The 23327-nt window shown below is 72.7% G+C and carries 24 protein-coding genes; 17 read left to right on the forward strand and 7 right to left on the reverse strand.

The window, feature by feature from the left end:
- Positions 1–145 precede the first annotated feature (145 nt).
- The 5 genes from BMY97_RS38090 (at position 146) to BMY97_RS38105 (ending at position 6786) form a co-directional block, all read left to right on the forward strand.
- Positions 146–2326: a tetratricopeptide repeat protein gene (locus BMY97_RS38090; RefSeq protein ID WP_091627355.1), complete on the forward strand. Its 2181-nt coding sequence runs from the start codon at positions 146–148 to the stop codon at positions 2324–2326.
- 343 nt (positions 2327–2669) lie between these two features.
- Positions 2670–2816, forward strand: a complete 147-nt coding sequence (locus BMY97_RS47410; protein WP_177231734.1) for a hypothetical protein — start codon at positions 2670–2672, stop codon at positions 2814–2816.
- Between the two features lie 81 nt (positions 2817–2897).
- Positions 2898–4115 carry a threonine synthase gene (locus BMY97_RS38095; protein WP_091627358.1) on the forward strand — a complete coding sequence of 406 codons (1218 nt, stop codon included), beginning with the start codon at positions 2898–2900 and terminating at the stop codon, positions 4113–4115.
- Positions 4116–4158: 43 nt separating this feature from the next.
- Entirely contained in the window at positions 4159–4809 is a 651-nt protein-coding gene (locus BMY97_RS38100; RefSeq protein WP_091627361.1) for a GntR family transcriptional regulator, read from the forward strand.
- 324 nt (positions 4810–5133) lie between these two features.
- Positions 5134–6786, forward strand: a complete 1653-nt coding sequence (locus tag BMY97_RS38105; protein WP_091627364.1) for a glutamate--tRNA ligase — start codon at positions 5134–5136, stop codon at positions 6784–6786.
- Between the two features lie 7 nt (positions 6787–6793).
- Here BMY97_RS38105 and BMY97_RS38110 read toward each other — a convergent pair whose 3' ends face one another.
- Positions 6794–7477, reverse strand: a complete 684-nt coding sequence (locus BMY97_RS38110) for a nitroreductase family protein (RefSeq protein WP_245787712.1) — start codon at positions 7475–7477, stop codon at positions 6794–6796.
- A 72-nt stretch (positions 7478–7549) separates the two neighbouring features.
- On the opposite strand from BMY97_RS38110, the gene BMY97_RS38115 reads away from it, so the two are divergent.
- Positions 7550–8530, forward strand: a complete 981-nt coding sequence (locus BMY97_RS38115; RefSeq protein ID WP_091627369.1) for a LysR family transcriptional regulator — start codon at positions 7550–7552, stop codon at positions 8528–8530.
- On the opposite strand, the gene BMY97_RS38120 is transcribed toward BMY97_RS38115, so the two are convergent.
- A complete protein-coding gene (locus BMY97_RS38120; protein ID WP_091627371.1) occupies positions 8457–9893 on the reverse strand; it encodes an MFS transporter in 1437 nt (478 codons plus the stop codon). The two genes, BMY97_RS38115 and BMY97_RS38120, sit on opposite strands and share 74 nt — an antisense overlap.
- 182 nt (positions 9894–10075) lie before the next feature.
- Between BMY97_RS38120 and BMY97_RS38125 the strand changes: the two genes are divergently transcribed.
- The 3 genes from BMY97_RS38125 (at position 10076) to BMY97_RS38135 (ending at position 12246) form a co-directional block, all read left to right on the forward strand.
- Entirely contained in the window at positions 10076–10738 is a 663-nt protein-coding gene (locus BMY97_RS38125; protein WP_091627374.1) for a TetR/AcrR family transcriptional regulator, read from the forward strand.
- A gap of 22 nt (positions 10739–10760) precedes the next feature.
- The gene (locus tag BMY97_RS38130) at positions 10761–10961 is read left to right on the forward strand and encodes a ferredoxin (protein WP_091627377.1); all 201 of its coding nucleotides are present in this window, start codon (positions 10761–10763) and stop codon (positions 10959–10961) included.
- Positions 10962–11022: 61 nt separating this feature from the next.
- Positions 11023–12246 (forward strand): cytochrome P450, encoded by a 1224-nt coding sequence (locus BMY97_RS38135; protein WP_091627379.1) that lies wholly within the window; start codon positions 11023–11025, stop codon positions 12244–12246.
- Positions 12247–12283: 37 nt separating this feature from the next.
- On the opposite strand, the gene BMY97_RS38140 is transcribed toward BMY97_RS38135, so the two are convergent.
- Positions 12284–13066 carry an IclR family transcriptional regulator gene (locus BMY97_RS38140; RefSeq protein ID WP_091627382.1) on the reverse strand — a complete coding sequence of 261 codons (783 nt, stop codon included), beginning with the start codon at positions 13064–13066 and terminating at the stop codon, positions 12284–12286.
- Positions 13067–13229: 163 nt separating this feature from the next.
- Here BMY97_RS38140 and BMY97_RS38145 point away from each other — a divergent pair, with 163 nt between their 5' ends.
- Positions 13230–13952, forward strand: coding sequence for a CoA transferase subunit A (locus tag BMY97_RS38145; RefSeq protein ID WP_091627385.1), 723 nt, complete (start codon positions 13230–13232; stop codon positions 13950–13952).
- Positions 13953–13954: 2 nt separating this feature from the next.
- Positions 13955–14602 carry a CoA transferase subunit B gene (locus BMY97_RS38150; protein WP_091627388.1) on the forward strand — a complete coding sequence of 216 codons (648 nt, stop codon included), beginning with the start codon at positions 13955–13957 and terminating at the stop codon, positions 14600–14602.
- Here BMY97_RS38150 and BMY97_RS38155 read toward each other — a convergent pair.
- On the reverse strand, positions 14574–14840 hold the full coding sequence (locus BMY97_RS38155; protein WP_091627391.1) for an ANTAR domain-containing protein: 267 nt from the start codon (positions 14838–14840) through the stop codon (positions 14574–14576). The two genes, BMY97_RS38150 and BMY97_RS38155, sit on opposite strands and share 29 nt — an antisense overlap.
- Positions 14841–14975: 135 nt before the next feature.
- Here BMY97_RS38155 and ligD point away from each other — a divergent pair, with 135 nt between their 5' ends.
- Both ligD and BMY97_RS38165 read left to right on the forward strand, forming a co-directional pair.
- Entirely contained in the window at positions 14976–15971 is a 996-nt protein-coding gene (gene ligD / locus BMY97_RS38160) for a non-homologous end-joining DNA ligase (protein WP_091627394.1), read from the forward strand.
- 103 nt (positions 15972–16074) lie between these two features.
- Entirely contained in the window at positions 16075–16962 is an 888-nt protein-coding gene (locus BMY97_RS38165; protein WP_143086389.1) for a hypothetical protein, read from the forward strand.
- An 18-nt stretch (positions 16963–16980) separates the two neighbouring features.
- Here BMY97_RS38165 and BMY97_RS38170 read toward each other — a convergent pair whose 3' ends face one another.
- Positions 16981–17820: an SDR family NAD(P)-dependent oxidoreductase gene (locus BMY97_RS38170; protein ID WP_091627399.1), complete on the reverse strand. Its 840-nt coding sequence runs from the start codon at positions 17818–17820 to the stop codon at positions 16981–16983.
- Between the two features lie 77 nt (positions 17821–17897).
- On the opposite strand from BMY97_RS38170, the gene BMY97_RS38175 reads away from it, so the two are divergent.
- The gene (locus BMY97_RS38175; RefSeq protein WP_091627402.1) at positions 17898–18635 is read left to right on the forward strand and encodes a GAF and ANTAR domain-containing protein; all 738 of its coding nucleotides are present in this window, start codon (positions 17898–17900) and stop codon (positions 18633–18635) included.
- A gap of 9 nt (positions 18636–18644) precedes the next feature.
- Here BMY97_RS38175 and BMY97_RS38180 read toward each other — a convergent pair whose 3' ends face one another.
- Complete coding sequence (locus tag BMY97_RS38180; RefSeq protein WP_091627404.1) at positions 18645–19124, reverse strand: Dps family protein; 480 nt, start codon at positions 19122–19124, stop codon at positions 18645–18647.
- Positions 19125–19348: 224 nt separating this feature from the next.
- On the opposite strand from BMY97_RS38180, the gene BMY97_RS38185 reads away from it, so the two are divergent.
- The 3 genes from BMY97_RS38185 to BMY97_RS38195 all read left to right on the forward strand — a co-directional run bounded on the left by BMY97_RS38185 (position 19349) and on the right by BMY97_RS38195 (position 22307).
- Complete coding sequence (locus BMY97_RS38185) at positions 19349–19798, forward strand: Fur family transcriptional regulator (protein ID WP_091627407.1); 450 nt, start codon at positions 19349–19351, stop codon at positions 19796–19798.
- Positions 19799–19886: 88 nt separating this feature from the next.
- Positions 19887–20804, forward strand: a complete 918-nt coding sequence (locus tag BMY97_RS38190; RefSeq protein WP_091627410.1) for an AurF N-oxygenase family protein — start codon at positions 19887–19889, stop codon at positions 20802–20804.
- Positions 20805–20807: 3 nt separating this feature from the next.
- Positions 20808–22307, forward strand: coding sequence for an FAD-dependent oxidoreductase (locus BMY97_RS38195; protein ID WP_091627413.1), 1500 nt, complete (start codon positions 20808–20810; stop codon positions 22305–22307).
- 5 nt (positions 22308–22312) lie between these two features.
- On the opposite strand, the gene BMY97_RS38200 is transcribed toward BMY97_RS38195, so the two are convergent.
- Complete coding sequence (locus tag BMY97_RS38200; RefSeq protein WP_245787713.1) at positions 22313–23245, reverse strand: DMT family transporter; 933 nt, start codon at positions 23243–23245, stop codon at positions 22313–22315.
- Between the last annotated feature and the right edge of the window lie 82 nt (positions 23246–23327).

Genomic DNA, 23327 nt, shown 5'->3' on the forward strand with positions numbered 1-23327 from the left:
TCGGGAAAGGAAAACCGGATGCACACGCACTTCATCGTCCTCATCGCCCAGTTGCTTTCGCTGCTCGGCTGACCAGTGCCAGGCCGGCGGTCCCGGGCCGCCGGCCGGCCTTCACTTCCGGCACCGGATGCGGGAGGATCACGGTATGGCTGACTTTGGCACAGAATTGAGGCGCCGTCGCATGTCGGCTGGAATTTCACTCACCGCTTTCGCGGCCGCTGTTCATTTCACCAAGGGATATCTGAGCAAGGTGGAGACGGGCAAGGCGCGCGTCAACCGTGAATTGGCCAAGGCGTGCGATCGTGCGCTTGATGCGCGCGGCGAGCTGCTCGCGGTGTTCGCCGACCGCGCGGTCGCGCGCCGCAGCGCCGGCGGCATCGTCGGGCTGCCGGACGGCGGCGGGCTCTTCATCGGCCGTGAGGCCGAGCTGGCGGAACTGACCGCGCGGCTGCGTGACCCGGGAACCGGGCGGGCCGGCGTGGTGCACGGCATGGCCGGCTCGGGCAAGACCGCGCTGGCCGTCGCCGCCGCGCGCGCCGCGCTGCCCGCGTTTCCCGACGGCTGCCTGTTCTTCGATTTCCACGGCCACACCCCCGGAGCCGAAGCGCTTTCCGCCGTCGAAGGCCTGCGCCGGCTGGTGAGCCTGCTCGGCATCGCGCCCGCGCAGGTGCCCTCGGACGAGGACGGCCTGGCGAACCTGGTGCGCGACCAGTTGCGCGAACGCCGGGTGCTGCTGGTGCTCGACAACGTGCGGACGGCGAACCAGGTCCGCGCCGTGATCCCCGGCGGCACCGCCTCGCGGGTGCTCGTGACCAGCCGCGGGCGGCTGCCCGCGCTCGACGACGCCTGGCACTTCCCCGTCGGCGTGCTGCCGAGGCAGGACGCGGTCGCCCTGCTGCGCTCGATCGCCGGCGAGCGGGACACCGGTGACGACGCCGTCGCGGGGGAGATCGCCGACTACTGCGGCCGCCTTCCGCTCGCCGTCCGCATCGCCGCCGCGCGGTTCGTGGCGGGCGGCTGGACCGCGGCGCGGTTGCGCGACCGGCTGGCCGGGGAGGACACCCGGCTCGGCGCGCTGGACGACGGGGAACGCAGCGTCGCCACGGCCTTCGCCGTTTCCTGCGCGGCCCTGCCCGAGGACCAGCGGCGGCTGTTCGGGCTGCTCGCGCTGCACCCGGCCGCCGCCGCGGAGAGCACGTCCGCCGACGCGCTGGCCGGCCTCGGCGCGGGGGAGGCGGACCGGTTGCTCGACCGGCTCCACGACGCGCACCTCGTGGTCCGCGACGAGGACGGTTACGTCGAAATGCACGACCTGATGCGGATGTTCGCCCTGCGCCGCGTGCTGCCGGAGATCGCGGAGGCCGACCGCGTGGCGGCGGTCGTGCGGCTGGTCGAGCACGTCGTGGGGACCGTCTTCGCCGCGGACGAGCTGACCGAGCCCCACCGCTTCCGGCCCGATACCGGCGCGGCGCGGCCATCCCGCCTGCCCTTCGCAGACGCCGATGGAGCGCTGGCCTGGCTCGGCGCCCAATGGCCGGTGCTGGCCGACCTCGTGGCGGTGGCCGCGGACCACGGGCTGGGGCGGCGCTGCTGGCAGCTGGCGTTCATGCTCCGCGGTTTCTTCTTCCGCGAGAAGCTGTTCGAGCCGTGGATCCGCACCCATCGGCGGGCGCTGGAGGCCGCGGACGAGCCCGGCGCGCAGGGCCTGATCCTGAACAACCTCGGCATGGCCTACGTCGAGTCCGGCGATGCCGCCGAGGCGATCCGCTGCCACCGGCTGGCCCAGGAGCGCTTCGCCGAGGCGGACGACGAGCGCGGGCTGGTCGACGCGTTGTCCAGCCTCGCCTGGGCCCGGCTGTACGCCGGCGAGCCGGAACCCGCGCTGGCCGACCTGAGGCAGGTGCTGGAGGTCTACCGCCGCACCGGCCGGACCCGCAACGTCGTGATCGCGCTGCGGGGCATCGCGTACGCGTGTTCGGAGCTGGGACGGCACGACGAAGCCGTTGCCTCGGCTGGGGAAGCGAACGACCTCGCCCAGCTCCCGGTGGACCAGGCGATGTCGGCGAACTGCTTGGCCTGGATGTGTTTCCGCGCCGGGCGAGCGGAGGCCGCCGAGCGCGGGTACCTGGCCGCGGCCGAGATCGCCGACCAGGCCGGCAGCGATTACGAGCGGGCGCGGGCGCTGCTGGGCCTAGGCAACGTCGCCGCGGGCCGGGGCGAGGGCGACGCTGCGGCCCGATGGTGGGCCGAGGCGGCGGGCTACCGCGTGAAACTCGACCCGGCGGTGCTGGGGGAGGCCCGGGTCCGGCAGGAGTCGCGCGGCTGAGCGCGTGCCGCTCTCCCCGATCCCGAGCACCTTCAGCGGCACTCCGGCGAACTGGGCGAACGGGGCAGCGTCGATCTCGCTCGGGGTGAGGTCGTGGATCCGGCCGTTCGGCGTGGACGGCCGGATGCCGGCTGAGCGTCGAGCGCGGCTTTCAGGACGGCGGCGTCGAGGTGGTCGGGATGGTCGTGCGTGACGAGCACGGCGGCGAGAACTGTTGCCCGGTAAAGGGGAAACAGGAAACGCCTTGTCCGGCCGCGGCGGCCGGGCCACCCTGGATATAGGGGAAATTCCCTTCTGTGCCAACGGAAACCGCGGTTGCGGGACTACCACGAGGAGTCCGTCCATGAGAATCATCTGCACTGTTTCGTCGCTCGTCCGGCTCGGCCTGTGGCTGGCCGGGATCGCGCTGCTGGCCGGGGTGGTGCTCGCCGCGCCGCCGTCTTCGGCGTCGGGGACCGCGCCGCCCGTTTCCCAGTCCCGCTCCCGGTAAGCGTCCACGATGTGGTCCGGCGTTGACCCCGGCCGCATTTTGGATCCAAACTGGGGGGACTTTCCCGGACCTGGAGGCGGCATGACGTTCTCGTTCCTCAGTCATCTGGAGTGCTCGCGGACCGGGGAGCGCTACGAAGCCGACGAGGTGGCCGGGACGTCCGCGGCCGGTGCGCCGCTGCTGGCGCGGTACGACCTGGAGCGGGTGCGCGAGACCGTGACGCCCGCCGAGATCGCCGCGCGGGAGCCGAATCTGTGGCGCTACCACGAAGTTCTGCCGGTGCGCCGCCCCGAGCACGTGGTGACGCTCGGGGAGGGGATGACGCCGCTGCTGCCGACGCCCGCGTACGGCAAGCAGGCCGGCGTGCCCCGGCTGCTGATGAAGGACGAGGGGCTGGTCCCGACCGGCTCGTTCAAGGCCCGTGGCGCCGCGGTCGGCGTCTCGCGGGCGCTGGAGCTGGGCGTGCGCGGCGTCGCGATGCCGACGAACGGCAACGCGGGCGCGGCCTGGGCGCTCTACGCCGCGCGGGCCGGAATGCGGAGCCTGATCGCGATGCCCGACGACGCGCCCGCGATCACCATGAAGGAGTGCCTGGCCAGCGGCGCCGAGCTGTACCGGGTGGACGGATTGATCGGCGACGCCGGCAAGCTCGTCCACGCCGCGGTCGCCGAACGGGGCGGCTACCAGGAAGTCTCCACGCTCAAGGAGCCCTACCGGCTCGAGGGCAAGAAGACCATGGGCTACGAGATCGCCGAGCAGCTCGGCTGGCGGATGCCGGACGTGCTGCTGTACCCGACCGGCGGCGGCGTCGGCCTGATCGGGATCCACAAGGCGTTGCTGGAGCTCAAAGAACTGGGCTGGCTCTCCGGTGAGCTGCCGCGCCTGGTCGCGGTCCAGGCCACGGGCTGCGCGCCGATCGTCGAGGCTTTTTCCCGTGGCGCCAGGGAAAGCGAGCCGTGGCCGGAGGCCAAGACGGTCGCCTTCGGCATCACCGTGCCCAAAGCGCTCGGCGATTTCCTGGTCTTGGACGCGATTTACGCGACGGGCGGCACCGCCGTCGCCGTCACCGACGAAGACCTGCTCGCCGCGCAGCGACGGCTCGCGGGGCTGGAGGGCGCGTTCATCTGCCCCGAGGGCGCGGCCTGTTTCGCCGCCGTCGACCAGCTGCGCGAGTCCGGCTGGCTGGACGGCGGCGAGGAGGTCGTGGTGCTCAACACCGGGGCCGGCATCAAGTACCCCGAGACGATCGACGTCGACGTGCCGCTGCTGGCCAAGGACGGCGCCATCCCGCCGGCCTGAGCGGCCAGGATTGGATCCGATCGCCGGGAGGAGGCGCGAGCAGATGGACGCTCCCGAAACGGGCAGCCTGGTCCGCGCGGCGTACGCGGCGGTCCGGGAGGCGGTGCTGACCCGCGAGCTGAGGCCTGGCGAGCGCGTCACCGTGCGGCCGTTGAGCGAACGGCTCGGCATCTCCCCGACCCCGCTGAAGGCCGCGCTGGCGATCCTGGAACGCGAGGGTTTCCTGGTTTCCCGGCCGCATTCGGGCTACTTCGTGGCCGAGCTGACCGTCGCGGACCTGCGTGACCTCTACGAACTGCGCTCCGCCGTGGACACCCTCGCCGCCCGCGACCTCGCCCGCAGCCGGCCGCCGGAGCTGCTGGCCCGGCTCGGCGAGCTGATCGACGGCCAGCGGGCCGCGCTGGAGGACGGCGACCTCACCCGCTACGCCGAGCTGGACCGGGAGTTCCACACGCTGATCTGGCAGGCCTCGCCGAACCGCCGCCTGCCGGCGATCGCGGACCTGCTCGGCGCGCAGCTGCAGCTCGGGCAGAACGTGACCGTCTCGGTGCCCGGCCGTCCCGAGGCCAGCCTCGGCGAGCACCGCGAGATCCTCGACGCCCTGTGCTCCGGCGACACCGCGGCCGCCGAGCAGGCCACCCGGCGGCACATCACGCAGGTGATCCGGGCGCTGGAAACCGCGCTGCCGCGCTGATCCGACGGCCGGGGCCGGAGGAGGGCAGCCGGACGGCGAGCGGGCGACCGGAGTGCGGAGTGCGGGTGGCCGGAGTGCGGCGAGTGGGCGAGCGGGTGGCCGGAGTGCGGCGATCGGAGAGGCCAGCGGAGCGGCCGGAGTGTGGGTGGCCGGAGTGCGGCGATCGGAGAGGCCAGCGGGGCGGCCGGAGTGCGGCCAGCGGGGCGGCCGGAGTGTGGCGGCAGGGGCGGCTGACGGTGCCCGGAGGGCGGCCGACCGGCGGAGATAGGCTGGTGGGGTTCCCCTGCCCTGCCTGACCGAGAGCCGCCCGGAGTGCCGACGCCCATGCTGGACCGAGCCGTCATCGATGCCCTGTTCCCCGCGGACCTGCCCGAGCCCGAGCACTGGGAGCGGCGTTACCCGGCGCGGCCGCTGGCCGAGGGCGCCAAGGTGACCCGGTTCGGCCCGTCCCCGACCGGGTTCGTGCACATCGGCGGCATCTACACGGCCACCATCGACCAGGACGTGGCGCGCCACTCCGGAGGCCGTTACCTGGTGCGGGTCGAGGACACCGACCAGTCCCGCGAGGTCGAGGGCGCGGTGGAGCAGTTCGAGCGCGGCTTCTCCTACTTCCGCCTGGCCGCGGACGAGGACATCACCCGCGGCGGCGACTACGGGCCGTACCAGCAGTCGGCGCGCGAGGAGATCTACCTCAGCTACGTCCGGCACCTGCTGCGCGAGGGCCGTGCGTACATCGACTTCGCCACGAAGGACGAGCTGGCCTCGATCACCTCCCGCCAGCAGGCCACCAAGCTGCCCACCGGCTACTACGGCTCGTGGGCGCTCTGGCGCGACGCCGAACCGGCCGACGTGCAGGCCAAGCTCGACGCCGGTGAGCCGTGGGTGGTGCGGTTCCGCGCGCCCGACGACACCGGCGCCCGGGTGCGGTTCACCGACGCCATCCGCGGCACGATCGAGGCCGAGGCCAACCGCAACGACGTGGTGATCCTCAAGAGCTCCGAGCAGAGCCCGCGGCTGCCGACCTACCACTTCGCGCACGCGGTCGACGACCACCTGATGCGCGTCAACCTGGTCATCCGCGGCGACGAGTGGATCTCGTCGGTGCCGGTGCACCAGCAGCTGTTCGACGCGCTCGGCTTCGAGCCGATCACCTACGCGCACATCGCCCCGCTGATGAAGCAGGAGGGCGGCAGCAAGCGCAAGCTGTCCAAGCGCAAGGACCCGGAGGCGTCGGTCGACTTCTACATCGAAGCCGGCTACCCGGCCGACGCCGTCCTCTACTACCTGCGCGGTCTGGCGAACGGCCGTCTCGCCGAGCTGCCGCTGGAGCAGGCGCTGGCCGAGCCGATCCGCCTGGAGGAGTGCGGCGTCGCCGGCCCGCTGGTGGACCTGGTCAAGCTCGACGACCTCGCCGCCGACCACATCGCCACGCTGTCCGGGCAGGACATCCTCGACGCCGTGCGCGCGTGGGCCGGGCAGTTCGACCCCGAGCTGCTCGCGGTGCTCGACGCCGAGCCGGAGCTGGCGCTGCGCGCGCTGGCCGTCGAGCGTGAAGGGGCGGAGAACCCCCGCAAGGACCTCAAGCGGTGGGGCGAGTTCCGTGCCGTGTATGGGTTCTTCTTCCCGCAGCTGCACGCCGCCGTGACCGGGCCGGACGACGAGCGGATCGCCGCGCTCGGGGTCGCCCCCGAGGTGGTGCGCGCGGTCGCCGCCGACTTCGTCGCGAACTACCGGCAGCTCGACGACGGCCAGGAGTGGTTCCAGCAGATCCGCGACGTCGCCGCCAAGCACGGTTTTGCCCGCAACGCCAAGGAGTTCAAGAAGGACCCGGACGCGTTCCCCGGCTCCATCCGGGAGGCGTCGCAGATCATCCGGCTCGCGATCACCGGCTCCACCCGCAGCCCCGACCTGCACTCCATCACCCAGGCCCTCGGCCAGGAGGAGACGCTGCGGCGGTTCGCGGCCTTGACCGCGTAAACCGGCGTCACGCCTCGCCGACGACGACCAGCGCTTCGGACAGCGGTTTGCGCCGCAGGTCCGGCACTTCGCAGTCGTCGGCGGGGTGGCCGACCGGGAACAGGATGAACGGCCGCTCGGTGGCCGGGCGGCCGAACAGCCCGGTCAGGAACGCCATCGGGCTGGGCGTGTGGGTCAGCGTCGCCAGGCCCATCGTGTGCAGGGCCGTGATGAACAGGCCGCAGGCGATGCCGACGCTCTCGGAGACGTAGTAGTTCTTGCGCAGCCCGCCGTCCGGGCGCGGGGTGCTCTTCTGCGCGAAGGCCACCACCAGCCACGGCGCGACCTCCAGGAATTCCTTGTCCTCATTGGTTTCCAGCGGGGCGAGTGCGTCGTGCCACTGCGGGGCGGAGCGCTCGCGGTAGAACCGGCGCTCCTCTTCCTCGGCGCCCGCCCGCACCTGCCGTTTGAGCGCGGGATCCCTGGTCGCGGCGAAGGTCCACGGCTGGTGGTGCGCCCCGCTCGGCGCCGTGTTGGCGACGCGCACCGCGGTCTGGATCGCGGCCAGCGGCAGGGGCTCGGGCGAGAACCACCGCACCGAACGGCGGGTCTCCAGGTGCTCGTGCAGCTCCCGGCCGCGCCGCAGCCCTTCGCCGTCCGAAAGGCGTTGGGGCGAGTAGGGGACGAAGGGGTGGCTGTGGGTTCGGGGCACGTCATCGACACTCGCACGCGCCCGGCGCATTGGTCCAGTTCGGAAAACTCGGCCGGCCCATAAGCTCGGCTCATGAGTCTTCCCCCGGTTTCGCTCCGGCAGCTCGAGTACCTGGTCGCCATCGCGGAGACCGGCGGGATGACCGCCGCGGCCGCGCGTTGCCATGTTTCGCAGTCCGCCGTCTCGCTGGGAGTCGCGGAGCTGGAACGGGTGCTGGACGCCGGGCTGGTGATCCGCGGCCCGCGCCGGGGCACCGCGCTGACGCCCGCGGGCCGGCAGGTCGTCGCCGAGGCGCGGGCGGTCCTGGGCGCCGTCACCGAGCTGACCGCGGGCGCCCGGCGCCTCGGCCGCGAGCCGGCCGGGCGGCTGCGCATCGGCTGTTACGCGCCGATCGCGGCCCTGCACCTGCCCGCCGCGATCGCGGGCTTCCGCGCCGAACAGCCCGGGGTGGCGGTGGAGTTCGTCGAGGGCACCTTGGCGGACCTCCAGGCGCAGCTGCTCGACGGCACGTGCGAGCTGGCCTTCCTGTACCGCCAGGATCTGCTGCCCGGCATCGAGGTGGCCGTGCTGCACGACCGGCCGCCCGCCGTCCTGCTGCCCGCCGGGCACCGGCTCGGCCGGCGGAAGTCCGTGGCACTGCGCGATCTCGTGGACGAGCCGCTGATCCTGCTCGACGTGCCGCCCAGCACCCGGTACTTCCAATCGGTGTTCGACGCGGCCGGGGTCGAGATGCGGGTGGCGCACCGCGCGGGCAGCTTCGAGCTGGCCCGCGCGATGGTCGCGCGTGGGCTGGGCTATTCGCTCGCCGTGCAGCGCCCGCCGGTCGACGTTTCGGTGGAAGGCCTGCCCGTGCACGTCCTCCCGATCCGCGACCGGGTACCGACCACGCCCGTGGTGCTGGGCTGGGCCGCGGGCGCCCGCCTGACCCGGCGCGCGGAGGCGTTCCTGGGCTGCTGCCGCACCCTGTTCGGCAGCGGGGTCAGTTCGCCGCCGCCGCCGGCACCGGGGCCGCCGCGGCCGGTGCGGGCGTCCGGCGCGGCACGAACGAAATGATGGCCAGCGCCACCAGCGCGGACGCCACGCCGATCGCCATCACCACGCGGAAACCGCTCTGTGACGGGAAAATCGCGCCGCCGGCGGTGATCGTCAGCTGGGCCAGCACCACCCCGGACACCGCGCTGGAGACCGACGTGCCGATGGACCGCATCAGGGTGTTGAGGCTGTTGGCGGCGGCGGTCTCGGAGACCGGGACCGCGCCCATCACCAGGGCCGGCATCGAGCCGTAGGCCAGCCCGATGCCCGCGCCGATGACGCTGGACACGAGCACCAGGTGCCAGGTTTCGGTCATCAGCACGATGTTCACGCCGTACCCGAGGGCCACGACAAAAGCGCCGAGCATCAACGTCGTCCGCGGGCCCTTGGCGCGGGAGATGCGCGCCGACAGCGGCGCCACCGCCATCATCACCAGCCCGGAAGGCGCCATCACCAGTCCCACGGCCAGCATCGACTGGCCCAGTCCGTAGCCGGTCGAAGCGGGCAGCTGCAACAACTGCGGGAGCACCAGCGACATCGCGAACATCGCGAAGCCGAACACCGCCGACGCCAGGTTGGTCAGCAGCACCTGCCGCCGCGCGCTGGTGCGCAGGTCGACCAGCGGCTGCCGGGCACGCAGCTCCCATCGGCCCCAGACCAGCAGCACCACCAGCGCGCCGGCGAACAGGCCGATCGTCAGCGGGCTGCCCCAGCCCCAGTCCGCGCCCTGCGAGATGCCCAGCAGCAGGCCCACCAGCGCGACCGACAGCCCGGCCGCGCCGGCCAGGTCGAACCGGCCCCCGGTGCGGACCCTCGACTCCGGCACGACCGCCGCCACCAGCGCCAGCGCGACGGCGCCGAGCCCGGCCGAGACCCAGAACAGCAGGTGCCAGTCCGCGCGTTCGGCCAGCAACGCCGCCGCGGGCAGGCCCAGCGCGCCGCCGACGCCGAGCGAGGCGCTCATCAGCGCGGTCGCCGAGCCCAGCCGTTCGGCCGGCAGCTCGTCGCGCATGATGCTGATGCCCAGCGGGATCACGCCCGCGGCGAGCCCTTGCAGGGCACGGCCGGCGACCATCGGGACCAGCGAGTCGCTCATCGCGCCGACCGCCGAGCCCGCCACCAGCAGGACCAAGCTGACCAGCAGCAGCCGCCGTTTGCCGTACATGTCGCCGAGCCGGCCCATGGTCGGCGTGGCGACGGCGCCCGCGAGCAGGGTCGCGGTGATCGCCCAGGTGGTGTCGGACGGCGCGGCGTGCAGCAGCCGTGGCAGCTGGGGGATCAGCGGGATCACCAGCGTCTGCATCAGCGACACCACGATCCCGGCGAAGGCCAGCACCGCGACGACCAGGTTCGGCCGGGACGGGGCGGCAGCGGGCTCGGGCATGGGAAGTCCTCCGGGAGACGAGGGGAACGAGCGTGACGAGGTCAACTTAAGTCAACTGCTTGACTTAAGCTAGCAGGGCCGGTTGACTGATCACGAACTCGAGGCCGGGATCGGGGAGGAGACACGGTGGGACGGACCGAGAAACCGCACCGCGCCGGACCGCGTGGACTGCCGGTGCGAGGGTGACCGTGCGCCTCGAAGTCGCGGAGCGCTCCGGGCCGACCCGTGAGCTGATCCTGGAGACCGCCGAGCGGCTGTTCGCCGAGCACGGGGTGTACGCGGTTTCGAACCGGCAGATCAGCGAAGCCGCCGGGCAGGCCAACAACGCCGCGGTCGGTTACCACTTCGGCGCGAAGGCCGACCTGGTGCGGGCGATCACGCTCAAGCACACCGGGCCGATCGACGCGCTGCGGGTCCGGATGGCCGACGCGCTGGACGGCTCGGCGTCCGCCCGCGATTGGCTGGCCTGCCTGGTCCGGCCGTTCACTGACCACCTGGCCACGCTGCCGCCGCCGACCTGGTTCGCGCGGTTCGGCGCGCAGGTGATGACCGACCCGGCGTTGCGCGTGATCATGGTCGAAGACGGCCTCGGCGCGCCCTCGATGCACCGGATCCTGTGTGGATTGAAGGGATGTCTGCCCGGCCTGCCGCCGGAGGCCTGGGCCGAACGCGCCGGCATGACGCGTCAGCTGATGGTGCACCTGTGGGCCGAGCGGGAGCGCTCGCTCGCCGAGGGAGCCCCGACCGTGCACGGGACCTGGAAAGACGCCGGCACCGGATTGATCAACGCATTGGTCGGCCTGTGGCTGGCCCCGTCGACACCCGCCCATGACACAGCCGCGTAAGAACCGAAGGAGAGAAGCAAAAATGAAGGTCACTGTCGACGAAGACCGGTGCTGCGGCGCGGGCACCTGTGTGCTGCTCGTCCCGGAGGTGTTCGACCAGCGGGAGGACGACGGCGTCGTGCTGCTGCTCGACGCGGCGCCGGCCGAGGGATTCCACGCCGCGGTCCGCGAGGCCGCGAACGTCTGCCCCGCGGCGGCGATCACCGTCGCCGAGACCGCGTGAGCCGTCCCGTCACCGTCCACAAAGGCCTTATCCGGCCCGCGAAAACCCTTGGGAGCAAACGATGACCAGCACGGTCGAGACGAGCCCGGCCGAGGTGCCGGACTTCCCGATGGAGCGGGCGGCGGGCCGTCCGTTCGACCCGCCGCCCGCCGCGCGGGCCAAGCAGGAGGAGTCCGCGCTCACGCGGGTCCGCCTCTGGGACGGCAGCACCCCGTGGCTGGTGACCCGGTACGCCGAGCAGCGGGCGCTGCTGTCCGACCCGCGGGTGAGCGCCGACATCGCCACGCCCGGCTACCCGAGCCCGGCGCCGCTGCCCAAGGACGGCGGCTCCCGGATCAGCTTCATCCTGATGGACGACCCGGAGCACAACCGCCTGCGCCGCATGGTGACCGCGCCGTTCTCCATGCGGCGGGTCGCGGCGATGCGCCCGGCCATCCAGCAGATCGTCGACGACCTGATCGACGAGCTGCTGGCCGGTCCCCGGCCGGTGGACCTGGTCGACGCCTTCGCGCTGCCGGTGCCTTCGCTGGTGATCTGCGAGCTGCTCGGCGTGCCCTACGGCGACCACGATTTCTTCCAGGACAACAGCAAGGTGATCATCCGGCGCGATGCCAGCCCGGAAGAGCGGATGGCGGGCCACGCGGCGCTCATCGGCTACCTCGACCGGCTGGTGGCCGAGAAGGAGGCGAATCCCGCCGACGACCTGCTGTCCGGGCTGGCCGTCCGGGTCACCGCGGGGGAGCTGACCCGCGCCGAGGCGGCGCAGATGGGCGTGCTGCTGCTCATCGCGGGCCACGAGACCACCGCGAACATGATCGCGCTCGGCACCCTCGCGCTGCTGGAGCACCCGGACCAGCTGGCGCTGCTGCGTGCCTCGGACGATCCCAAGCTGGTCGCCTCCGCCACCGAGGAGCTGTTGCGGTACCTCAACATCACGCACAACGGGCGGCGGCGCGCGGTGGTCGAGGACATCGAGGTCGGCGGCGAGGTCGTGCGGGCCGGCGAGGGCCTGATCCTGGCCAACGACATCGCCAACCGCGACACGAGCGTCTTCGACGACCCGGACCGCCTCGACATCACCCGCGACGCCCACCGTCACGTGGCCTTCGGTTTCGGCGTGCACCAGTGCCTCGGCCAGCAGCTCGCGCGGCTGGAGCTTCAGGTCGTGTACAGCACGCTCTACCGCCGGATCCCGACCTTGGCGCTGGCCGCGGATCTCGCCGACATCCCGTTCAAGCACGACGGGTCTGTGTACGGCGTGTACGAGCTGCCTGTCACCTGGTGACCTGACGGCCCGCTCCGTCTCTTGTGGACGGAGCGGGTCAAACCCGCGGTTCGCGACGCAGGGCCGTGGTGAGCGCGTGGGCCTCCTTCAGCAGCAGTTCGCCCAGCTGCGGGCGCCGGTCCGCGCGGAAGCGGGACTCGACGCCGGTCAGGGTCAGGGCCCACGCCGGCTCGCCGGCCGGGCCGAAAACCGCCGCGGCCATGCCCCAGCTGCCTTCGACGACGAGGCCGGGGTTGACGGCATAACCCAGCTCGCGGGTCCGGGCGATCCGGCCGCGCACCGCGTCGGCCGAGTGCGCCGGTCCCCAGCGGGCGGTGAGGTCGGTGCCGCTCAGGTAGGCGTCGATCTCGCGGTCCGGCAGCAGGGCCAGCACGACGAGACCGGCCGAGACCACACCGAGCGGGAACCGCGCGCCCTCGTAGAGCACGAAGGACCGGATCGGGAAGTCGCCGTCCTCACGCAGCAGGCAGACCGTCTCGTCGCCGCGGCGGGCGGAGAAGAACGCGCTTTCGCCGGTGTCCGAGGCGAGCCGGTGCACGCTCTCCCGCGCGCGCTGCGTCACGTCGTAGCGCGCCGCGGCCGCTTCGCCGAGCAGGTACAGCTCCGGGCCCAGGTGCCAGCGGCCGCTGCGGCGGTCCCGGTCGGCGAAGCCCTCGTCGAGCAGCGCCACGAGCAGCCGGTGGGCGGTGGGCCGGGCCAGACCGGTGGCCCGCGCGACGCCCGAGGTCGACACGCCGGCGTCCGCACTGGTCGAGAGCGCGCGCAGCACGGCCGCCGCCCGGCCGATCAGGTGCGGGGGCGGCCGATGGGGGGAGGACATACAGTGGATTCTATGTCCGCTCAGTGAACACCTGCGATTTTCGCGTCCGCCTGCCGAAAAGATGGACCCGGGACCGTTTCCCCTGCTTGAACTCGCGGCCGGAGCGGACTTGACTCGGGTCCGTTGACCGGTCAGTGGACGCTCGAAGAGACAAGGAGACACCGTGCCCCAATTGTTCGACGAAGCCCGCGAGGCGCTGGCGGGCGAGCTGCGCGACGGCAGCACGCTGGCGGTCGGCGGCTTCGGCCTGTGCGGCATCCCGTCCGATCTGATCGAGGCGGTCCGCGACTCCGGCGTGCGGGACCTGACGGTCGTCTCGAACAACATGGGCGTGGACGGCCTCGGCCTCGGCCTGCTGCTGGAGAACCGCCAGGTGCGCAAGGTGATCGCGTCCTACGTGGGCGAGAACAAGCTGTTCGCGCGCCAGTACCTCGACGGCGAGGTGGAGGTCGAGTTCGCGCCGCAGGGCACGCTCGCCGAGCGGATGCGGGCCGGCGGCGCCGGGATCGCGGCGTTCTACACCCGCACCGGCGTCGGCACGCCGGTCGCCGAGGGCAAGCCGCACGAGGAGTTCGACGGCCGGACGCACGTGCTGGAGCGCGCGATCGTCGCCGACGTCGCGCTGGTGCACGCCCACACCGCGGACCGCGCGGGCAACCTCGTCTACCGCTACACCGCGCGCAACTTCAACCCGCTCGTCGCCACCTGCGGCAAGGTCACCGTGGTCGAGACCGAGGTGCTGCTCGACGAGGGCCAGTACGTCGACCCGGACCTGGTGATCACCCCCGGCGTCTACGTGAACCGGCTGGTAGCGGCCCGCGCCCGGGCCAAGGAGATCGAGAAGCGGACGGTGCGCCCGCGCCCGGCCGCCGGAACGGAGGCGTGACGATGGGCTGGAGCCGTGACGAGATGGCGGCCGTCGCCGCGCGCGAACTGCGCGACGGGGACTACGTGAACCTGGGCATCGGGATCCCGACCCTGGTCGCCAACCACCTGCCGGACGGCGTCCGGGTCACCCTGCAGAGCGAGAACGGCATCCTCGGGCTCGGCCCGTTCCCCTTCGAGGGCGAGGAGGACGCGGACCTGATCAACGCCGGCAAGCAGACGGTCACCGTGCTGCCGGGCGGCAGCTACTTCGACTCCGCCACCTCGTTCGGGATGATCCGCGGCGGCCACGTGGACGTCGCCGTGCTCGGCGCCCTGCAGGTCGCGGCCAACGGCGACCTGGCCAACTGGACCGTGCCCGGCGCGCTGGTCAAGGGCATGGGCGGGGCGATGGACCTGGTCGCGGGCACGAAGCGGATCGTGGTGCTCACCGATCACGTGGCCAAGGACGGCAGCCCGAAGATCGTCGGATCCTGCACGCTGCCGCTGACCGGGGCCGGGGTGGTCGACCGGATCATCACCGACCTCGCCGTCCTCGACGTGACCCCGGACGGCCTGGTCCTGGCCGAGCTGGCGCCCGGCGTGACGTCCGGCGAGGTTCAGGAGAAGACCGGCGCCCCGATCACGATCCCGGAGTCCGCGAGCCGCTGACCCAGGTGCCGAGCTCGTCCTGAAGGTGCCGTGCGCGCGCCTCGACCTCGTCGACGAGCGCGAGGGCGACGGCGTGGACCGTGGCGCCGCTGTCGTGCGCCGCGGTCTGCAGGACGGCGAGCGCGCCGGCGGCGGTGTAGTCCCGCCGGGCCATCAGAATGCCTCTGGCCTGCTCGACCACCAGGTCCGGGCGCGGCTCGGCGGGCCGTTCGACGGCAGCGGCTTCGGCCAGCTCCATGACGCGGTCTCCTTCGTCTGTTCAGGGGTCCGCTGGGAGGTACCCGCGATCCCGCGAAGTGAAGCTGGGCCATTCGCGGGAGTCGCCGGGCGCGGCCGGCCGATCTACGGTGGGGTCCGACGGAAGGAGCCCGCGATGGCCGGTGGCGACCGGGTGCCGGACGGCATCGAGCCGATGCTGGCCACCCCCGACCGGGGCCGCCTGCCGGACGCGGAGAAATACGCCTACGAGTGGAAGTGGGACGGCTACCGGGCCGTCATGCGGATCGCGCCCGACGGCACCACGGTGCTCACCAGCCGCAACCGCATCGACTTCACCCCGCGTTATCCCGAGCTGGCGGGCGCTTTCGGCGCAGCGCTCGGCGGCCGGCCCGCGGTGCTCGACGGCGAGATCGTCGCACTGGACGAGTCCGGCCGGCCGGACTTCGGGCTGCTGCAGAACCACGGCACCAGCGGCCGCACGGTCGCCTACTTCGCCTTCGACGTCCTGCAGCTCGGCGCCGAGCTGCTGCTCGGCGAGACCTACGACGAGCGGCGGAAGGTCCTGGCCGGCCTCGAACCGCCGGACCCCCGGCTGATCGTGCTGACGCCGTCCTACTCCCACGCCGAGCTGGCGGCGGACGGGACCGGCCCGCAGGACCTGCTGGAGGTCGCCGCGGAGCGCGGCCTCGAAGGACTGGTGGCCAAGGACCGGCGGTCGAAGTACCACCCGGGCCGGCGCAGCCCGGACTGGCTGAAGCACCCGCTGATCCGGACGCTCGAGGTGGTCGTCGGCGGCTGGCGCCCCGGCCAGGGCAACCGCGAGGGCACGATCGGCGCGCTGCTGCTCGGCGCGCACGCGCGCGACTCCGGCGACCTGCTCTACATCGGCGACGTCGGCACCGGCTTCACCCGCGCAACCCTCGCCGACCTCCGGGCGAAGCTGACCCCGCTGGAGCGCAAGACGAGCCCCTTCGCGAACGACGTCCCGCGCGACCGCGCCCGCGACGCCCGCTGGGTGACGCCGAAGCTGGTCGGCGAGGTCGTCTACCGCCAGTTCACCCCGGGCGAGCGCCGCCTCCGCCACACCGCCTGGCGCGGCTGGCGGCCGGACAAGGCGCCGGCCGACGTCGAAGTTCCGTTGTCACAGTGAATGCCGGACCGAGGTGCCTGACGCGGCCGGACTGTCGGTGACCTGAACCGGCCGGCGCCGCTGCCCGGCCCGGCGGCGCGCGCTAGCTTGGCGGGCGGAGGCGATGCGAATGTTCTTCCGGCGTAAGAACACCGGCGGGTCCGGCCGGCGGCAGGCCGAGCTCGTGCTCCGCGGCTCGTGGACGTCTGAGCTCTACGGCCGCGGCCCGGTCCGGGTGCCCGCCCACCCCGATGTCGACGCGTTCCTGGCGCAGCGGCCCATGCCGTCGGTCCGCCCGGGGGACGACGGCTTCGCGAAGTACGTGAATGGCAACGACGACTTGATGCGGGCGATGTGGTGCTACGTGCTCCTGCACCACCCGGATTCCGCCGTGCGCGGTGCGTGCCTGCGTTCACCGCGGCTGGTGACCGGTTTCGCGCTGATCCCGGACCGCGTCGCGGACCTGCTCCTGGATGAGGAGGTGGCGCAGGACGCGGCGGCGACCGTCTGGCGGCTGTCGGAGACCGGACTGCGGATAGTGCTGAACGTCGTGCTGTCCCGCGGTCTCGTGGCGTCGGGTTTCACGGCGGAGCAGACCAAGAGCGCCCTCATCCTGTTGCGGCGCACCTGCCCGCCTGATCGCCTGGCCGCGCTCGAGGCCGGGCCGGCTGCGGAGCAGGAGGACACCTCGCTCGATGTCTTCGGCACCGCGTCGCGTCTGGTCGACCTCTCTGCGGCCGTCGAGCGCGAGTACGACGCCCTCGACGAACGGCAGCGTGACCTCCGGCGCGACTGGCAGTACCTGGACCGCCTGGCATCCTCGGGCGAGGCGCCGGAGGCGGCGCTGGCCGGTCCGGTCGCGATCCGGCGGATCGGCCACCGGCTCAACGGCACGGGCGGGATCGCGCTCATGCGTGAGGTCGCCGCGTGCGCGGGAGATCTGAGCGCCCAACGGATGGCGGAACGCGACCTCAACCGGCGGTGGGACCGGATCGGTGACTGGATGGCCTGAGGCCGGCCGGGGAACCGCTCAGACCGCCGGAGCGGGAGGCGCCGGGGGCCGCCCGGCCGCGAGCCGTTCCGCCTGGGTCACGACGGCGCCGCGCCATTCCGGCGGGACGAGGGCGAACACCCCGTCGTCCACGGCGCGCAGGGCTTCGTCGGCGACGAGCGCCGGGTCGGCCCCCTCGGCCGACATCCCGGTGGCGACCAGGGCCGGGCAGATCATGCTGATCCGCACCGCGCTGCCCTCCAGCGCCATGGCCGCGTGCTGGACGACGGCGGCGACGGCGTGCTTCGACGGGCCGTACGCGCCACCGCCGGGGAACACCGCGAGCCCGGCCAGCGACGCGGTGACCAGCACGTGCGCCGGCTCACCGGAGCCGAGCAGTCCGGGCACGAAGGCGCGGAGCCCGTTGACCACCCCCGCGACGTTGATCGCGAACACCCGGTCCCACTCGGCGGCCGGCACCTCCCACGGCGCGCCCAGCGACGGTCCCACCACGCCCGCGTTGAGGCAGACCAGACGGGCTTCGCCGGCCGCCGCGGCCAGTGCGGTCATCGCGTCCGGGTCCGCGACGTCGGCCGGAACCGCCCGCGCGCCCAGCGGGTTCGCGGCCGCGGCGAGGGCGTCCTCGTTGATGTCGGCCAGGATCAGCCCGGCGCCGCGGTCGTGCAGCGCCCGGGCCAGCGCCCGTCCGATCCCGCTCGCCGCGCCGGTCACCACTGCTGTCGTCAAGGAGTTCTCCCGGGGTCGGCGGTCCACGAGCTTCCAGTGTCGCAGCCGGAGGATCAGCCGGTGATCGGCACCGCGGCCGTGGCGGACCACGGCGAACCCGTCTTCCGAGTGCCGGATCGGCGCCTGCGTCATTCGGCGGTGCCCGCCGGCCGGATTTCCCGGTTTCGTTGGTAGCGCTGGTTTTCGCCTCGTGAAGGGCGGCTTGCCCGGTGACGGGAACAGGCTCGCCCGGCGGGCGGCTGCTCGAAGCCGTCGCCGGGATCGCGGACACTCTCGGCGACGGCTTCGAGGTCGCCGGCTTCCTGCGGGAGCTGGTGCGCCGGTGCGTCGAGATCCTCGACGTCGACGCCGCCGGCGTGCTGCTGCCCGGAGAACCCGGGTGGCCACCCGTGGTCGTGGGCACCGACGAGCGGGCGCGGCGGCTGGAAATGCTCGAGCTGCGCTCCGGCGAAGGCCCTTGTGTCACGGCTTTCCGCACCGGCGCCCCCGTCCGCCTGCGGACCGGGCCGGGGCCGGTGACGCGGTGGCCGGTCTTCGCAGCCGCGGCCGCGAAGGCCCGGTTCACCGCGGTCGACGCCGTGCCGATGCGGCTTCGCGGCGACGTCATCGGGGCACTCGGCCTGTTCCACGCCGGCGGCGGCCCGCTGCCGGCGGACCGGCGCCGGATCGCGCGCACCATCGCCGGCATCGCCACGATCGGGCTCCTTCAGCAGCGCGCCATCAGCCGCAAGGCGACGCTGGCGGCGCAGCTGGAGGACACGCTCAGCACGCGCGTGGTGGTGGAGCAGGCCAAGGGTTTCCTCGCCGAACGGCTCGGCGTCGACGTGGCCACCGCGTTCGCGATCATGCGCCGCTACGCGCGCAGCCGTGGCGTCGAACTCGGCACCGTCGCGCGTTCGGTGATCGAGGGGCGCAAGAGCGCGGAGGAGCTGTCCGGCCTGGGATGAGCGGGCCGGTCAGTGGTCCGCGTTCTCCGAGCGCAGCATCCACGCCTTCTCCTCGAGCCCCTGGATCACGGCGTGCAGGAGGTCGGCCGTGGTGGGGTCTTCGGCGTCCACGGCGTCGTGCACGGTACGGACGCCCTCGACGGCGTTGACCACCAGCTCGGTCATCGTGGTGAGCACCGTGGGCACCCGCTGCTCGCCCGCGGGGAGGTCGCCGATCTGCCGGCTCGCGTCGACGGTGCCGGGGCGGCCGTCCGGGGTGGCGTGCAGCGCGCGCATCCGCTCGGCCACGTCGTCGGCGAACCCGCTCACCGTGTCCACGACCTCGTCCAGCAGGAGGTGGACGCTGCGGAAGCCCGCGCCCGTGACGTTCCAGTGGGCGTTCTTCGCCTGCAGCTGCAGCGCGATCAGGTCCACGAGCACCTGCTGCAGCGCCGTGCTCAACGCCGCCGAGGCGACGAACCCGGTGGTGGCGGTCTGGGTCTTGGTCATGTCCTGCTCCTCTCGAGGGTCCTTCCGGTGCCCGCTGGTGGGTACGACCACCGTTGTAGTCCCTAGATTTGACTCAGTCAATTCTCGTAATGATTCAAGAGTGGCCGATTTTCGGGAAGTTCGCGCTGGTCAGGGGCATGGTGCCGGATCGCGGTGGCGAGGCCGGGTGTGAGCTGTTCCTCTCCACCTTTGACTGAGTCAAGTCTGGCGGTATCCTCGCGGCCATGGAGGACTCGGGCTCGCAGGACTTCGGCGCCCGGCTTCGGGAGCGGGGGCTGCGCAACACCCCGCACCGTCGCGCGGTGCTGGAGGCTGCCGGGCGGCGGCCGCATCTGACGGCGGCCGAGATCGCGGCGTCGCTGGACGACCGGGGTGACGGCGCGCGCGCCGGCGCCGGCCTGTCGCGCCAGGGGCTCTACAACGTGCTCGACGACCTCGTCGCGGCCGGGCTGCTGCGTTCGGTGGAGCCGGCGGGCTCGCCCGCGCGGTTCGAACTGGAGACCCACGACAATCACCACCACCTGGTCTGCCGCGAGTGCGGCCGGATGCAGGACGTGCCGTGCGCGGTCGGCGCCGCGCCGTGCCTCGATCCCCTTGAAGCGCCCGGTTTCCGGGTCGAGCAGGCCGAGGTGACGTGGTGGGGCGTGTGCGCGGAGTGCGCGGCCGCCTCCTGAGCGCTCTCTTGAACCTCCCCAAGTTTGTGTTACCTTAGGTAACAGTAAACCGGAGTAACGGTAAGTACGTCCGTCAGGGGAGCCAGCCATGACCAGCGTCGACACCCAGCATCGAGCCGGCGAGCCGCCGTCCGGCCGCGAGGAGATGGCCCGGCGCCTGCTCGACTCGTCGGCGACGCTGTCCTACGACCCGGCCACCGAGGTCGACTGGGAGACGCCGCTGGACGTCGGCTGCCACGGCGCGAGCCCCGAGTGGAGCACCCTCTACGGCACCGATTACTGGGCCGGGCTGACCGAGGAGCAGCGCCGGGAGCTGACCCGCCAGGAGGCGGCGTCGGTGGCGAGCACCGGGATCTGGTTCGAGATGATCCTGCAGCAGATGATCCTGCGGGACTTCTACGCGAAGGACCCGACCGACCCGGCGTTCCAGTGGGCGCTGACCGAGATCGCCGACGAATGCCGTCACTCCATCATGTTCGCGCGCGGCGCGGAGAAGCTGCGGGCGCCCGCGTACCGTCCGCGCCGTTTCGTGGTCGAAGCCGGGCGGGTGTTCAAGGCCGTCGCCTTCGGCGAAGCGGCGTACGCGGCGATCCTGGTCGCCGAAGAAGTCCTCGACGTGATGCAGCGGGACTGGATGCGGGACGAGCGGGTGGTGCCGTTCGTCCGCACGATCAACAACATCCACGTCGTCGAGGAATCGCGGCACATGAAGTTCGCCCGCGAGGAGACCCGCGAGCGGCTCAAGGGCGCGGGCTGGGTCCGCCGTCAGTTCACCGCACTGGTGGTGGCCATCGCCTCGTACGTGATCGTGGGCAGCATGGTGAACCGCGACGTCTACGCCAACGCCGGGCTGGACGCCAAGCGCGCGATCCCCGCGGCGAAGGCCAACGAGCACCACAAGGCGATGATGCGCTCCAGCTGCGCCGGGCTGATGGAGTTCCTCGGCTCGGCCGGACTGCTCACCAAGCCCGCGACCTGGTTCTACCAGCGCGCGAACCTGATCTGAGCCATGGCCTTCGCGATCACGCAGACCTGCTGCAACGACGCCTCGTGCGTCGCGGTGTGCCCGGTCAACTGCATCCACCCGACGCCGGACGAGCCCGACTTCGGCCGCACCGACCTGCTCTACGTCGACCCGCGCGCCTGCATTGACTGCGGCGCCTGCGCCGACGCGTGCCCGGTCGACGCGATCTTCCCGGTGGACAGCCTGACCGCGCCGCTGAAGGCCTACGCCGGGGTGAACGCCGCGTACTACGCTGATCGCGAGGCCGCTGAATCCACTGTGGACCCGGCGCCGAACTTCCACGCCTGGGGCCCGCCGGTGTTCAACCGCGACCTCCCGAGCGACTTCGCCCCGTTGGACGTCGCCGTGGTCGGCACCGGCCCGGCGGGCATGTACGCGGTCGAGGATCTGTTGCTGCACACCAATTCCCGGGTCACGCTGATCGACCGGCTGCCGGTCGCGGGCGGGCTCGTGCGTTACGGCGTGGCGCCCGACCACCCGTCGACGAAGAAGATCGGCGACACCTTCGCGCGCTTCCACAGCCACCCGCGGCTCCGGCTGCGCCTGGGCGTCGAGGTGGGCCGGGACGTCACCGTGGCGGAACTGGCCGCGCGGCACGACGCGGTGATCTACGCGGTCGGCGCCTCGGCCGCCCGCTCGCTCGGCATCGCCGGCGAGGACTTGCCTGGCAGCGTCGCCGCCACCACGGTGGTGCGCTGGTACAACGGCCATCCCGACGTCGCGGCCGATGTGCTCGATCTGTCGGACGAGCGGGTTGTGCTGGTGGGCAACGGAAACGTCGCGCTGGACGTGGCCAGGATCCTGACCGCCGACCCGGCCTCGCTGGCGGGCACCTCGATCTCGCCGTCCGCCTTGGCGCGGTTGAAGACGAGCAAGGTGCGGGAGGTCGTGCTGCTCGCGCGCCGCGGGCCGGAAGCCGCCGCGTACACCCGGCCCGAGCTGCTCGCGCTGACCGGGCAGGACGAGGTCGAGCTGGTGGTCGACGCGCACGACCCGCGCACCGGCGAGGCCATCGACGCCGCGGCGGCCGCCGACAAGGCGAGCCTGCTCCAGGGCGTGGCCAGGGAGACCGTCGACTGGTCGGCGCCGCCCGCGCACGGGAAGCGCCGCATCGTGTTCCGGTTCCACTCCGCACCACTGGAGATCCTCGGCGACGCGCAGGTCCGCGGGATCCGGGTCACCGCGGCCGTCGGCGATGAGGAGATCGCCGCCGGGCAGGTCGTCCGCGCCGTCGGCTACCGCGGGATTCCGTTGGCGGGCCTGCCTTTCGACGAAGCCACCGGCACCATCCCGAACTCCGCCGGCCGCGTCGAAGGACAGCCGGGCGCCTACGTCGTCGGCTGGATCAAGCGCGGCCCCAGCGGCGGGATCGGCGCCAACAAGGCCTGCGCCGCCGAAACCGTCGCCACACTCCTGGCCGACGCCGTCGACGGCCGGATCTCCCGTCGTCCGCCGGGTTTGCTTTCGCGGCTGCGCCGTCGCTGACGGTGCTAGCGACTACGACGCCGAGCCGGGCCCGCGCCGGCGAAGCAGACGGCGGCGAGGACCACCGCGCAGCCGATCAGCTGTAACACGCTGGGCTTCTCGCCGAGGAGCACGATGCCGAACAGCACCGCGCCGATCGGCTGCAGCAGCATCAGCGTCGCGCCGAGGGTGGCGGTCATCCTCGGCAGCGCGGCGGCGATGAGCAGCCAGCCGATGAGCTGGCCAACGACGGCGAGGCAGGCCAGCCAGCCGAGCGCGGGCCAGCCGGGCGCCAGGTCGAGCCGGTGGAACGGCAGGCCCAGCGCCACCGCGACGGTGCCGGCCGAGAGCGTCGCCAGCAGCAGCGTCCGCACCTGGGTGCCGGGGCTGCTGCTGAGCCGGATCAGCAGCAGGTACGCGGCGTAGCCGGCGCCGGCGACCAGCGCTGCGACCGCGCCGGTCAGCGGGTCCGCGCCGATCGCCGTGGTGCCGATGAAGCCGCCGGCCAGCACGATGCCGCCGAGCAGCACCGGTGCGGTGAGCAGGAACCGGCGTCCCGGGCGCTCGGCGAGGAACGCGAACGCCAGCGCCGGCACGATGATCACCTGGACGGCCAGCAGCACCGTCGCGATCCCGGCGCCGACCCGGGGGATCGCCTCGCCCCACAGCACGAAGTCCAGGCCGAGGCCGCCGCCGGCCAGCAGCGGCAGCACGATCTTGGGCCGCGCGCCGGCCCGCCGCCACTCCCACCGGGCGAGCACGGCCAGCAGCGGCAGCGAGAACAGGCAGCGCCAGAACGCGCTGGTGGCCCCGCTGGTCCCGGACTCCTTGATGAACACCGAGGACAACGCGATGCACAGCCCGCCGGCGGCGGCGAGCAGCCGCGGGTCGAACCGGTCGGTGAGCGCGGAAATCGGGCCGGTCGCGCGCGGGCGGGACGGCAGGCTGGTCGTGGTCACCCCTCCAGCCTGGGGGTCGTGACTGTCAAGGACAAGCGAATGTTCCTCAGCGAAATTCGGTAGCATCACTACCGTGTTCAGT

This window comes from Amycolatopsis saalfeldensis, assembly GCF_900110575.1.
GTDB classification, from domain to species: Bacteria; Actinomycetota; Actinomycetes; order Mycobacteriales; family Pseudonocardiaceae; genus Amycolatopsis; species Amycolatopsis saalfeldensis.